At 61.4% G+C, this 13,026-nt stretch carries 14 protein-coding genes and 1 tRNA gene; 8 read left to right on the top strand and 7 right to left on the bottom strand.

Features of this window, described 5'->3' with window-relative positions; all coding sequences use genetic code 11:
- Positions 1–519 (bottom strand): hypothetical protein, encoded by a 519-nt coding sequence (locus tag GH665_RS06355; RefSeq protein ID WP_153135137.1) that lies wholly within the window; start codon positions 517–519, stop codon positions 1–3.
- A 429-nt stretch (positions 520–948) separates the two neighbouring features.
- Between GH665_RS06355 and GH665_RS06350 the strand changes: the two genes are divergently transcribed.
- Positions 949–1,959 (top strand): tyrosine-type recombinase/integrase, encoded by a 1,011-nt coding sequence (locus GH665_RS06350; protein WP_153135136.1) that lies wholly within the window; start codon positions 949–951, stop codon positions 1,957–1,959.
- 68 nt (positions 1,960–2,027) lie between these two features.
- Here GH665_RS06350 and GH665_RS06345 read toward each other — a convergent pair.
- Positions 2,028–2,112, bottom strand: a tRNA-Leu gene (locus GH665_RS06345).
- A gap of 194 nt (positions 2,113–2,306) precedes the next feature.
- Here GH665_RS06345 and GH665_RS06340 point away from each other — a divergent pair.
- From GH665_RS06340 to GH665_RS06315, 6 genes are read left to right on the top strand one after another with little or no spacing between them, the layout of a single operon-like run.
- Complete coding sequence (locus tag GH665_RS06340) at positions 2,307–3,377, top strand: LacI family DNA-binding transcriptional regulator (protein WP_153135135.1); 1,071 nt, start codon at positions 2,307–2,309, stop codon at positions 3,375–3,377.
- A gap of 59 nt (positions 3,378–3,436) precedes the next feature.
- Positions 3,437–4,516, top strand: coding sequence for an ABC transporter substrate-binding protein (locus tag GH665_RS06335; RefSeq protein WP_153135134.1), 1,080 nt, complete (start codon positions 3,437–3,439; stop codon positions 4,514–4,516).
- Positions 4,513–5,337, top strand: a complete 825-nt coding sequence (locus GH665_RS06330; RefSeq protein ID WP_153135133.1) for an ABC transporter permease — start codon at positions 4,513–4,515, stop codon at positions 5,335–5,337. The genes GH665_RS06335 and GH665_RS06330 overlap by 4 nt, the downstream gene beginning before the upstream one ends.
- 32 nt (positions 5,338–5,369) lie before the next feature.
- On the top strand, positions 5,370–6,281 hold the full coding sequence (locus tag GH665_RS06325; RefSeq protein WP_153138259.1) for an ABC transporter permease: 912 nt from the start codon (positions 5,370–5,372) through the stop codon (positions 6,279–6,281).
- Entirely contained in the window at positions 6,278–7,324 is a 1,047-nt protein-coding gene (locus GH665_RS06320) for an ABC transporter ATP-binding protein (protein ID WP_153135132.1), read from the top strand. Before GH665_RS06325 ends, GH665_RS06320 begins: the two co-directional genes overlap by 4 nt.
- Before the next feature lie 46 nt (positions 7,325–7,370).
- Entirely contained in the window at positions 7,371–8,198 is an 828-nt protein-coding gene (locus GH665_RS06315) for a phosphodiesterase (RefSeq protein WP_153135131.1), read from the top strand.
- 18 nt (positions 8,199–8,216) lie between these two features.
- Here the strand turns inward: GH665_RS06315 and GH665_RS06310 are convergent, their stop codons facing one another.
- Positions 8,217–8,702 carry a DUF2569 domain-containing protein gene (locus tag GH665_RS06310; protein ID WP_153135130.1) on the bottom strand — a complete coding sequence of 162 codons (486 nt, stop codon included), beginning with the start codon at positions 8,700–8,702 and terminating at the stop codon, positions 8,217–8,219.
- Positions 8,703–8,983: 281 nt separating this feature from the next.
- Here GH665_RS06310 and GH665_RS06305 point away from each other — a divergent pair, with 281 nt between their 5' ends.
- Positions 8,984–10,177: an MFS transporter gene (locus GH665_RS06305; RefSeq protein ID WP_153135129.1), complete on the top strand. Its 1,194-nt coding sequence runs from the start codon at positions 8,984–8,986 to the stop codon at positions 10,175–10,177.
- A 703-nt stretch (positions 10,178–10,880) separates the two neighbouring features.
- Here the strand turns inward: GH665_RS06305 and GH665_RS06300 are convergent.
- The 4 genes from GH665_RS06300 to GH665_RS06285 form a co-directional block, all read right to left on the bottom strand.
- Positions 10,881–11,309: a response regulator gene (locus GH665_RS06300; RefSeq protein WP_153135128.1), complete on the bottom strand. Its 429-nt coding sequence runs from the start codon at positions 11,307–11,309 to the stop codon at positions 10,881–10,883.
- Between the two features lie 20 nt (positions 11,310–11,329).
- Complete coding sequence (locus GH665_RS06295; protein WP_153135127.1) at positions 11,330–11,962, bottom strand: response regulator; 633 nt, start codon at positions 11,960–11,962, stop codon at positions 11,330–11,332.
- A 184-nt stretch (positions 11,963–12,146) separates the two neighbouring features.
- Entirely contained in the window at positions 12,147–12,719 is a 573-nt protein-coding gene (locus tag GH665_RS06290) for a ferritin-like domain-containing protein (protein WP_153135126.1), read from the bottom strand.
- Positions 12,720–12,804: 85 nt separating this feature from the next.
- Positions 12,805–12,966: a DUF1328 domain-containing protein gene (locus GH665_RS06285; RefSeq protein ID WP_006052455.1), complete on the bottom strand. Its 162-nt coding sequence runs from the start codon at positions 12,964–12,966 to the stop codon at positions 12,805–12,807.
- Positions 12,967–13,026: the final 60 nt, after the last annotated feature.

The raw sequence follows: 13,026 nt of genomic DNA, 5'->3' as shown, positions 1-13,026 counted from the left end.
CTAATAGGAGTTCTTGACTCGATTGATTTCCGCACCAAGCATCTCGGCGGCTGCGCCAATCGACGTGTTGAGTTCGCGGAATCCATCTTCCCATGTCACGGGGAATTCGCGAGTCCGGCTCGGAATGACACCCATCCCGTTTGCAATGGCGGTCTGCGCCACGATCAGCGCTTCGACAGCCATCGCGGTCGGAGCCTGAACAGGAGCTATGGCCGTGACGACCTGAAGGGAAACCCTCAATGCATTAACAGACACCAAGGTCGGGTACTTGCGCCCCTCCTTGGCCGGAAGCACGACCAACTCTTGGTAGAGGTCATTTGTCCTGTCACGACAAGTCGTGAGCATCTTCTCAACTGCTTCAAGCCGGTCAACCAACTCCATTCGCCGCGATTCTTGGGCCGCAGCCGACTGGCGGGATGCAATCCATATAGCAGCGCCAATGGCCAAGATCGACCCTACACCTTGAACCCACGACGCTGTGCCGGGATGGTGTTCGATCCAATTGAGAAGGTAATCCATGCGTGAACTCCCAATCTTATTTTCTGGCGCGATAGTACGTGCGCCGCTCGACAACTGCAAGACGCGCGCGACTTTTGGGAAAGCGGGGTTAACGAAAAAAGACCTCGCAGATCGCGAGGCCAGAAACCGCGGGGGAGCGCGGCTGAGAGAAACAACATGGTGCTCCGCCATCCCGCCAACCGCCATCGGACGACTCTGAAAAATTGAATGTCGCACAACGAATTCAGAAAACCACGCGCAAACACTGAGGGATCAAATGGAAATCGCGAAGGGGAAGCGCATTAGCGCGAAAGAGGCCGCCGAGATCCTCGGCGTTCCGCGCTATGCGATCAGCCGGATAGACCGAGCCGGCGAAATCATTCGGAGATACAAGCTCGGTCATAAGACCCACGTCTACGACCTCGAATCACTCTATACATTCCTCGCGTCATGCCAATCGAAACCATTACAAAGGCCGGCCGCCGGCGCTACCGCTGGACGTTCGAGCGCGTCATCGAAGGTAGCCGAGTTCGAAAAGCCAAGCTTCTCCCTGCGGGCCTTTCTGCAAAGCAGGCCGACGAACTAGGCCGGAAGTGGGACGCAGAAACGTACGCCCTGCATACGGGCGTCACGAAAGCCGTCGTCACGATCGGCGATTGTGTTCTGGTGCACGTGACGGATAAAGGCGCTGACTGGAAAGATGGGCGCAAGCGCGCATTGATTCTTGAAAAGTGGGGACCGGAGTATGCGACACAGGATGCAACCGATCTGCACGCCTGGTCGATCCGCTTTGTCGGGTATATGCGGGCAAGCCTCGACCATCTTGGAAGGCCCAAGCGCCCGCTATCCGATGCAGCGATCCGCAACGTTCTGGCATACATCCGCGCGGCGATCAAGTACGCGTTCAAAATTGGGCACATAGAGGTCGATCAGACCGCGCGCATGGTGATCCCAACGGTCAACAACGAGCGGCACCATTACCCGCAGCGGAAAGAGATGCTGGAAATTGCCCGCGCCTGCCTTTCGCGCGATCGAGAAGTAAGAGCTGCAATTCGCATCGCGTTCTACTCCGGGATGCGTCGTGGCGAGATATTGCGAGCGAAGCCGACACGCTACGGATTCTCACTTGACGATACCAAAAATGGGCGACCGCGCATCATCCCAATCCATCCGCGCGTCGCCGTATTGGCGCGCCGCATGCGCTTTACGCTAACGGTCAAGCAGTTCGAGGAGGGATGGAAGCGCGCGCGGACAGCGGCCGGCTACCCAGATACGAAGTTCCATGACTTGCGGCACGGCGCCGCGTCGGAAATGATCAACGCCGGCATCGATCTGTTCACGGTCGGAGGTGTGCTCGGGCATAAGTCAGTCGTGTCGACCAAGCGGTATTCTCACCTGGTCACAGACCGGCTTGCGGCGGCCGTCGGCAAGATTGGGCAGAAGCGGGGAAATCCGGTTTAAGGCAGAAAAACCCACACCTCGAAAATTCGCCGGAACTAAGCAAAACCGCGAATCCTTTTCTGGGCGGGTGGTGCCGGGGACCGGACTCGAACCGGCAAGCTGTGAAGCGGCGGATTTTAAGTCCGCTATGTTTACCAATTTCATCACCCCGGCAGGGGTAGAAACGTACGTGGACGCGAATTCTACCATTGCCCGGCGAGCGCACCAAACCCGCTTAAGCCAGCCGCAGTCCACCCCCAACTCGCCCCCCACACTCTCCATCCAGGGACAAAACCTGGAGTCATCCGCAAGTCACAAACGTTCCCGATAATCCGCTCACGAAAACGTTTACATGACGAGCGTAACCCATGATCCCAACGATCAAAGATGTCGCCGCCCACGCGGGCTTCTCCATCGCCACGGTCTCGCGCGCAATCAACGCGCCGCACACCGTGAACCCGGTCACGCTCGACAAAGTGCGTCAATCCATCGACGCCCTCAACTTCCGCCCCAGCCCACTGGGACGGCAATTACGCGGCGAGCGCACACGCCTCATCGGCGTGATCCTGCCGACGCTCGCCAACCCCGTGTTCGCCGAATGCCTGCAAGGCATCGACGAACTCGCGGCGGCGCAAGGCTACCGGCTCATGCTGATGACCACCCAGTACGACGCCGACCGCGAACGCCACGCCATCGAAACCCTGCGCGAGCATCGCGTGGAAGGCCTGATCCTGACCGTCGCCGATGCCGACACGCATCCGCTGCTCGACGAACTCGATCGCGACGGCCTGCTCTACGTGCTGATGCACAACGACACGGTACGGCGCCCGGCGGTCTCGGTCGACAACCGGCTCGCCGCGTTCGACGGCGTACGCATGCTGATCGCGCACGGCCATCGCCGCATCCTGATGCTCGCCGGCACACTCGCCGCCTCGGACCGCGCCCGCCAGCGGCATCTCGGCTACGCGCAGGCGATGCAGCAAGCCGGCCTCACCCCCGCGCCGGCACTCGAGGTCGATTTCAACGCCGACGAACTATCGCCGTCCGTGCTCGCACATCTGACCAGCGGCCCGAACCGCCCGACCGCCCTCTTCTGCAGTAACGACCTGCTCGCGATGGTCGTGATGCGCGGCCTGCGCCGCGCGCGCCTGCAGATTCCGCACGACATGTCGATTCTCGGTTTTGACGGACTCGCGATGGGCGAATTGCTGTCGCCGCCGCTGGCAAGCGTCTGCGCGCCGAATCGCGAGATCGGCTGCGCCGCCTGGCGCCGTTTGCTGAGCCGCGTAACCGGCACCTACGAATCGCTCGGCGAAACGTCGCTCACGTTAACGCTGCCACACAGTTTGCGCGAAGGCGCCACCATCGCGGCGATTTCGAACCGCACCGACAATCCGCCGGCACGTGCATCGACGTCAGCCGCAGAGCCGTTTGCATAAGCCGTTACTACTACGCCGAACCTCAAACCACCCGCTCTCTTCTCTTCAGGAGACCCGCAGTGATCCGCTCTTCAACACGTTTCGCTTCGTCGATCAAACCGCTCTGGCGCCGCCTCGCCCGCACCACGGCCGGCGCGCTGTCGGCCGGCATGATCGTTACCGCGGCGCTCGCCGCTCTCGCACCGCAAGCGGCCCGTGCCGACGAAACCGCGATCTGCTACAACTGCCCGCCCGAATGGGCCGACTGGGCGAGCCAGATCAAGGCGATCCAGCAAAAGACCGGCATCCGCGTGCCGTTCGATAACAAGAACTCCGGTCAATCGATTGCGCAACTGATGGCCGAGCAGAAGAGCCCGGTCGCGGACGTGGTGTATCTCGGCGTGTCGTCGGCGTTCCAGGCAAAAGACAAAGGCGTCATCCAGCCGTACAAGCCCGCGCATTGGGACGACATTCCGGCGAACATGAAGGACCCGCAAGGCTACTGGTTCACGATCCACTCAGGCACGCTGGGTTTTTTCGTCAACAAGGACGCGCTCGAAGGCAAGCCGGTGCCGCGTTCGTGGGCCGATCTGCTGAAGCCTGAGTACAAAGGCATGATTGGCTATCTCGATCCGTCGAGCGCGTTTGTCGGCTATGCCGGCGCAGTCGCGGTGAATCAGGCGCTTGGCGGCACGCTCGACAACTTCGAGCCGGGCCTCGACTGGTTCCGCAAGCTGAAGGCCAACGCGCCGATCGTTCCGAAGCAAACCGCCTATGCGCGCGTGATGTCCGGCGAAATTCCGATTCTGCTCGACTACGATTTCGACGCTTACCGCGCAAAGTACAAGGATCACGCCAATGTCGAATTCGTGATCCCCAAGGAAGGCACGATCTCGGTTCCGTACGTGATGAGCCTCGTGAAGGGCGCGCCGCATGAAGCGAACGGCAAGAAGGTGCTCGACTTCCTGCTGTCGGACGAAGGTCAGAAACTGTGGGCCGAAGCCTATCTGCGCCCGGTACGCGCAAATGCAATGACTCCGGACATCGCCGCCAGATTCCTGCCCGCAAGCGATTACGCACGCGCCAAGCCGGTCGACTTCGGCAAGATGGCTGAAAAGCAGTCCAGCTTCGGTGAGCGTTATCTACAGGTGATGCATTGAACGATGTCACGTTCCCGCTGCGCTGGCGCATCGCCCTGATCGCGCCGGCGCTGGTGGTTTTCATCGCATTCTGGCTGTTGCCGATGGGCGCGCTCGCGCAAATCAGCGGCGACGGCCACGCGTTCGCGACCTATCGCGCGATGCTGACGAATCCGCGTTACATGTCGAGCCTCGGCGCGACTGTTGTGCTGTCCGCGGCAGTCACGGCGGCAACCCTGGTGCTCTCGGTAATCGCCGGTTTGCTGCTGGCGCGCCGTGAGTTTCCGCTCAAGCGCACGTTGCTCGCGCTGCTGACGTTTCCGTTGGCATTCCCAGGCGTCGTGGTCGGCTTCATGGTCATCATGCTGGCGGGGCGCCAGGGATTGATCGGCGCGTTGTCGTTGAAACTCACCGGCGACCGCTGGGTGTTCGCTTACTCGATGAGCGGCCTGTTTCTCGGCTACCTGTACTTCTCGATTCCCCGCGTGATCGTCACCGTGATGGCCTCGGCGACCAAGCTCGATGCGTCGCTCGAAGAGGCCGCGCGTTCGCTCGGCGCATCGCCGTGGCGTATCACACGCGACATCGTGTTACCCGCGTTGTCGCCGGGTCTGATCGCAGCGGGCGCGGTATGTTTCGCGACCGCGATGGGTGCCTTCGGCACCGCCTTCACGCTGGCCACCGACATCGACGTATTGCCAATGACCATTTACACCGAGTTCACGCTCAACGCGAACATGGTGACGGCGGCGGGTCTGTCGATCGTGCTCGGCATCGTCACATGGGCCGTGCTGGCATTCGCTCGCAGCGTGAGCGGCTCGGCAGTCGCGGCAAGCGCATGAGCGGCATGTCCAAACCCGATCACAAGACTTCGATGAATTCCATCAGCACTCCCCTTCAGCCGGCTGCGAAGCCGCGCGCGCGGCGGCTCAGACTACCCACGTCGCGCACCTGGCTGGCAGCCGGCCAGTGGTTCGTTACGCTGCTGCTGTGCGCGTTTCTGATCGTGCCGGTCGTGATGTCGATCACGGCCGGACTCACGGTCAATTACTTCAAGGGCGTATCGAGTGGACTCACGCTGCGCTGGCTCGGCGAAGTGTGGACCCAGTATCACGATTCGGTATTTCTCTCGCTCGAAGTGGCCGCGGCGACCTTGCTGATCACGCTGCTGACCGGCGTGCCCGCCGGCTACGTCCTGGCGCGCAGCAAGACGCGGCTCTCGCGCATCATCGAAGAATTTCTGGTGCTGCCGATTGCCCTGCCCGGCCTCGCTTCCGCGCTTGCGCTGCTGGTCGTCTACGGCGGCTTCACGATGTTTCGCATGAGCGTTGCGTTTATCGTCGTCGGGCACGTGGTGTTCACGCTGCCGTTCATGGTGCGCGCGGTTGCCGCCGTCTGCGCGAGCAGCGATCTGCGCACGCTCGAAGAAGGTGCGGCGAGCCTCGGCGCAAGTTTCCTGCAACGCTTCGTCACGATCGTGCTGCCGAATGCGCGGCCTGGGATCGTTGCGGGCGCGCTGGCGGTGCTCACGCTCTCGATCGGCGAATTCAACCTCACGTGGATGCTGCACACGCCCGACACCAAGACCCTGCCGGTCGGCCTCGCCGACACCTACGCGTCATTGCGCATCGAAATCGGCAGCGCCTACACGATTCTCTTTTTCATCATGACAATGCCGCTGCTCGTCGCGATGCAATGGCTCGGCGTCGATGCGACCGGCCAGCGCAGCGCGGGGAAAAAACGCGCCGCCTCCCGTTCGAAGCCTTCAACGACGCCCACGCCATGAAACTCGACTCCGTTCCCATCACGCTCACGCAATGCGCAAAAACGTTTCGCGGCACACGTGTGCTCGAACCGCTCGACTTGCACATCGGCGCCGGCGAGACACTGGTCCTGCTCGGCCCGTCCGGTTGCGGCAAAACCACCACGCTGCGCATGATCGCGGGCCTCGAAACACCTGACGCCGGCGGGAGCATCGCATTCGGCGACGAAGACGTCACTGCGTTGCCGATCGAAAAACGCCAGGTCGGCATGGTGTTTCAGAGCTATGCGCTGTTTCCGAACCTGACCGTGCGCGGCAACATCGGCTACGGACTGAAGATCAAACGCGTGCCGGTTGAAACCGCACGGCAACGTGTCGACGAATTGCTCGTGATGATGCGTCTCACCGCTCACGCCGAAAAGCCGATCGATCAGCTTTCGGGCGGCCAGCGCCAGCGCGTTGCACTGGCGCGCGCGCTGGCCGTGCAACCCCGCGTGCTGCTGCTCGACGAACCGCTGACCGCGCTCGATGCGCGCTTGCGCGACACCTTGCGCAGCGAGATGAATACGCTGCTGCGCGAGTTGGGCATCACGACCGTCTACGTGACTCACGATCAGGCCGAAGCGATGGAACTCGGCGACCGTATCGTCGTGATGAGCGCCGGGCGCATCGAGCAGATCGGCTCGCCGCGCGATATTTACTACCGTCCCGCGAATCGCACGGTCGCGCAATTTGTCGGCACGATCAACCGGCTGGCGGGCGAGCGGCGCGAGGGCCTTCTGACCACGACCGGCGGAACCGTCCCGCTGCCCTCAGGCCCCGGGCATGCAAGCGCGGCACACGAATTCTTCTTCCGGCCCGAAGACGCGTACCTCGCCGACCCGGCCACGGCGCAATTGCGCGGCAATATCGAAAGCACCGCGTTTCTCGGCGAGCGCACCCGGTTGACGATCGGCGGTGCCGCACCGGACGCCTTGCTGATCGACGTCGCGGGCCGGGTAGAACTCGCACGCGGCGCACCGGTCGGGATTTCGATCGCGCAAGACGCGCTGATTGCGCTATCGTAAAGACACAGCGCTGTGTTTCTAGCGCGCCATAAAGAAGGACATCCCCATGCTGCTGGCACAAATTAGCGATCTGCATATCAAACGGCCCGGCGCGCTGGCTTATCGCCGCGTCGACACCGGCGCCTATCTCGCGCGCACGGTCGCCGCGCTCAATGCGTTGGAGCCGCGTCCCGACGCGGTGATCATGACCGGCGACCTCGTCGATCAAGGCGATCCGGAGCAGTACGCGCACCTCAAAACGCTGCTGGCGCCGCTCGAAATCCCCTACTTCCTGCTGGTGGGCAATCACGACGAACGGACCGCGTTGCGCGCGGCGTTTGCCGATCGCGCCGAATTACACAGTGGCGGAGAGTTCGTGCACTACGCGGTCGATATCGGAGCGCTGCGGGTAATCGCGCTCGATTCGATGGTACCGGGCGCAAGCGCCGGCAATCTGTGCGACGCCCGGCTCGCCTGGCTCGCGACGCAACTCGATGCGGCCCAGGGCAAGCCGACGGTAGTCGCGCTGCACCATCCGCCGTTCGTCTGCGGTATCGGACACATGGATGAATTGCGGCTCGATCCCGTTGCCGCCGACAAGCTCGCCGCATTGATCGCCCGTTATCCGAACGTCGAGCGGGTGATCTGCGGCCATGTGCATCGGCCGATGTTCGTGCGGTTTGGCGGCACGATCGCATCGGCGGTGCCGGCGCCCGCGCACCAGGTCGGTCTCGATCTGCGCGAGGACGCGCCCTCGGCATTCGTGATGGAGCCGCCCGCGTATGCGCTGCATCGCTACGATCCGGCAACGGGCATCGTCACGCATCATGCGTATGTCGACAAGGCCGATGGCCCGTATCCGTTTTACGAGCCGGAAGGTGCGTTGATCGATTGACGGCGGCGCCGCGCCGGATCAGACAGCGACAAAGGTTTGCCGCACACGCCGGGACAGCCTGAAATACGGTATCCCGAGCGCGGCGGCGACGACGGCTTGCACGAAACCGTCGAATGGAATGGCGATCGCGATGCCGATGGCGTAGGTCATGTGATCGCCCAGCAGGTAGGCGACGGTTCGCATGACGACGATCGCCAGCAGCCACGCCTGCACCTGACCCGGAAACCGCGCCGACCTGCGCCGCACGAGCAGCGCCAGCCAGCCGGCACCGGCGACGATAAACAAACCGATGATCACGTCGCAGCCCACCATCGCGATCACGGTGCGATACCAGCCGTGCGTTTCCGGGCGCGCGAATACGGCCAGCAACTCCCATTCGAGCATGAGTTTGAGCGGATCGCGCAAGGCGAACGCGGTTGAAAAGGCCCATGCAGCGAGACCAATCAGGGCGATGAGCAAGCAGCCGCCGATTCGGCGGGGTTCGGGTTTCGAGCTTAGGTTCATGAAATCGGTCATTTGATGGATCTGATCGCGCGTGCTGCGCGCGCCGATTCTACGAACGAAAACCGAACGACCATCTCATTTTTACTGCTCGGTATTTGGAGCAGCTTCCGCGCCCCGCTTTACGGCCTCCGCTTTACAGCAACTGCTTTCCACCCGCGCAGCCTTTCCTTCAATCGTGCGCGCGGCCCGCTGCGGGGGCCGTCAGCACGATTCCGACCGCTCCGGTATGATCGGCACGCTTGAGGACTGTGCATGGGCCGGTCCGTCGATGGTTTCCTCACATGTCCACATCCGAAGCCTCCACTCCTGCTTCCACAGACCGGTCTTTGCGCGGTCTTCTGCTGCTCCTCGCGACGATTGCCGGCGTGGCGGTCGCGAACATCTATTACAACCAGCCGCTGCTCGGCAACTTGCGGCAATCGTTTCCGAACAGTGCGTCGTGGGTCGGCGCGGTGCCGGCTGTGACGCAGCTTGGCTACGCAGCCGGGATGCTGTTGCTGGCGCCGCTCGGCGACCGCTTCGATCGTCGCCGTCTGATCCTGTTGCAGATCGCCGGCATCTGCGTTGCGCTGGTGCTGGCGGCCACGGCGCCGACACTGTCGGTGCTGATTATCGCGAGCCTTGCGATCGGCGTGCTTGCCACTATCGCGCAGCAGGCCGTGCCGTTCGCGGCCGAACTCGCGCCTGCATCCGGGCGTGGCCATGCTGTTGGCACGGTGATGAGCGGATTGTTGCTGGGGATTCTGCTGGCCCGGACTGCGGCGGGCTTGATTGCCGAGTATTTCGGCTGGCGAGCCGTGTTTGGTGCTTCGGTGGTTGCGTTGCTGGCGTTGGCGGTAGTGATCATTCTGCGTCTGCCGAAGAGCAAGCCGACCTCGACGTTGCCTTACGGCAAGCTGATGGTTTCGATGTGGCACCTGATCGTTGAGCATCGCGCGCTGCGTGAGGCCTCGCTGACTGGTGCGGCGATGTTCGCGGCGTTCAGCATTTTCTGGTCCGTGCTGGCGTTGTTGCTGGCGGGCGCACCGTTTCATCTTGGACCGCAGGCCGCGGGTCTGTTCGGGATTGTCGGCGCGGCGGGGGCGATGGCCGCGCCGCTGGCCGGCAAGTTTTCCGACCGACGCGGGCCGCGGACGATTATCACCGTGTCGATTGTGCTGGTGGCGATTTCGTTTGTTGTTTTTGCCTTGTCGGCGAAGAGCATTGTTGGGTTGGTGATTGGCGTGATCGTCCTTGATATTGGTGTACAGGCCGCGCAGATTTCCAATCAATCGCGGATTTATGCATTGAGGCCGGAAGCGCGGAGCCGCGTGAATACCGTTTATATGGTGGCGTATTTTATTGGCGGCGCTGTCGGGTCGGGGGTCGGCGCTGTGGTTTGGCCGACTTTTGGATGGGTTGGGGTTAGTGTTGCTGGGGTGGCTTTTGCCGGGCTGGCGGCGTGGAATCATTTGAGGCTTCCAGCCGAAGGGTAGATGGCCTGCCCGGCAGGTGGGGGCCTTCGCGGCGCTGCTCGTTGTTGATTTGGCACTTTGGCCTTTCCTTGCTTTGTTAGTGGTCTATTAGCGTTGCCCCTGTGCGGGGCGGCACCTACTTTTCTTTGCCTGCCGCAAAGAAAAGTAGGCAAAAGAAAGCGGCTCAAACCGCTAATTCTTAAGCGGGTCCCCCGCACAGTAGCGGTAGTGGTGCATCTGGAATCCGTGCCCCCGCACACTCCGCGCCGTTGACAAAGGACTCATCAGCTCCCACTCCGCACTGCGTGCGTCGCGGACGGGTCTGCCAAGGAAACCTGGCTGATGCTTTGCATGACTGATCGTTTTCTGGATCCGGGTATCGGCGCGCGCAGCGCCGCCGGAGGTATGACGGCCTTGTCACCAAGGCGGAATGTGCGAGGCGACAGATTCCAGATGCACCACTACCGTGGCTGTGCGAGGGACCCGCTTATGAGCTGGCGGGGTGAGCCGCTTTCTCTTGCCTACTTCTCTTTGCGGCGGCAAAGAGAAGTAGGTGCCGCCCCGCACAGGGGCAACGCTAATAGACCACTAACAATTCAAGGAAAGGCCAAAAGACCAACACCAGAACGGACCACGAGAACACAACCAGGCAACGCCAAAAAGAGCCAGACAACAAAAAGCGCCGCGCAGGCCCCCACCTGCCGGACCGGCAAAAACCCTTCCTTCATCCAGCGCCCCGCGCAAACGCATACTCATGTAAAGCATCAATAACCCGATCAAACTCAAACGACTTGTCGTAAAAATGCCGAACACCATACTGTTCACAACGCTCCCGATAAGCCGGCAACGCATGATTCGTCAACACGGCAGCAAAAATCGAATCGATCATCCCCTCGCGCTGCAAGTAAGCAAGCACCGGCACCCCCGACCCCCGCTTCAGCTGCAAATCCACAATCACCGCATCAAAAGCCTCGTCGATCAACAAAGCAATCGCCTGATCGGCAGAATCCGCATACGCGGCCACCTGCAACAAACCCGACGCATCGATAGCCTCCACAAGGCTCCTGCGGATCAGCGGCGAATCCTCAATCAGCAGCACGCGCAACGGCGCGCGACCGGCTGGATCAACATCACGGTTCGATTCGCTGTTCATCGGCGTATCTCGATCGTCCACTATTCGATCAAACCATTCTTGATCGCGTAATAAGTCAGATCGGCATTGTTAGCCAACCGCATCTTCTCCAACACGCGAGCCCGATAAGTACTCACGGTCTTCACGGACAAATGCAATTCTTCGGCAATGTCGGTCGGAATCTGCCCCGCCGCGAGCTTGCAGAATATCTGGAACTCGCGCTCGGATAGCGCTTCGTGCGGCCGTCCCGCCGCAGGCTTGTCGAGGTTGTCAGCCAGCGTGTCGGCCACCGCCTCCGACAAATAACGATGCCCACGCGCTACCGCACGGATCGCCCGCACGATCTCCTCAGGCTCGCAGTCTTTGTTGAGGTAGCCGTTGGCACCCGCGCGCAGCAGGTTGATCGCATACTGACTCTCCGGATAGCCCGACAGAATCAGCACGCCCTGCTCCGGCCTCACCTGCCTGATCACACGCAATGTGTCGATGCCGTTCTTGTCCGGCATCGCGATGTCGAGCAACACCACGTCGAACGCCTGCTCCCGTACGAGGCTAATGGCTTCGTCGCCGGTAGCGGCTTCGGCCGCAACGCACATATCCGGCTCGTCCGCGACGAACTGCCTGAAACCGCCTCGGACGATCGCATGGTCGTCAGCTATCAACACTCGAATCATCGGTCTGGTGTCCCTGCTACAGGATTGCTCCCAATGCAGACATTGTAATGATCTCTGGCAATGCCTCCACCGAACAGGCAAAGCCACAGCGGTAAATGCTGCGGGCGGCGCCCGCGCCGGAAACCCTTCAGACCCTCCGGCGCCAGCCACCACCAACCATCGCCGCACGCTTTTTAACCACGTTTTACTCGCGGCCCTCGAGCAGGTCGGCCATATCGTCGGCATGCTCTTCTTCAACAGCGAGGATTTCCTCGAACAGACGGCGTGTCGTCACGTCCTTCTCGCCAAGGTAGTGCACGATCTCGCGATACGTATCGATCGCGATACGCTCGGCAATCAGGTTCTCGCGGATCATGTCCGTGAGATCGCCGCCTTCCTTGTATTCCGAATGCGAACGCGTCTTCAGACCGTCCGGGGCAAAATCCGGCTCGCCGCCCAACTGCACAATACGCTCGGCGATGCGGTCGGCGTGCTCCTGCTCTTCTGCCGCATGCTCCGCGAATTCGGCTGCCACGGCCTCGGAGTTAATACCCTTGGCCATGAAATGGTGCCGTTTATAACGCAGCACGCAGACGATTTCAGTGGCCAGCGAATCATTGAGCAGTTTCAGCACCGTCTTACGGTCAGCTCCGTAGCTTTGCGTAACCGGACCATCCGACATATGCTTGCGCGCGTCCTCGCGGATCTTTTTCAGGTCCATCACGAACGAATCGCTGGATTGAGAGGCTGCGCCTTGAGCGCCAGAAGATTTCGTCATTAAGATTCTCCTTTATCCGGTATGGGGAACTGCGTATCCCGCACGAATCGCGCCTGATACGCCCGTTTAAGGAAAGGCTATTCGTCTACGTTCGAAATACGCCGAGCAGCAGCGTGACCACGAACACGACAAGGAAGATGTAGAACAGGATCTTCGCAATTTCCGCCGCACCCGCCGCGATACCGGTAAAACCGAACACAGCGGCAATGATCGCAATCACGAAAAAGACGATGGCATAGTGAAGCATGGCGATTCTCCTTGTAGATGTCTGCGAAAGAGACTCTGAGGCGAACTGGGACGAACCCGA

The sequence above is a fragment of the Paraburkholderia agricolaris genome (assembly GCF_009455635.1).
In the GTDB taxonomy this organism is placed as follows: domain Bacteria; phylum Pseudomonadota; class Gammaproteobacteria; order Burkholderiales; family Burkholderiaceae; genus Paraburkholderia; species Paraburkholderia agricolaris.
The sequence above is the reverse complement of the archived record's forward strand: the minus strand, read 5'-3'. Positions and strand labels throughout refer to the sequence as shown.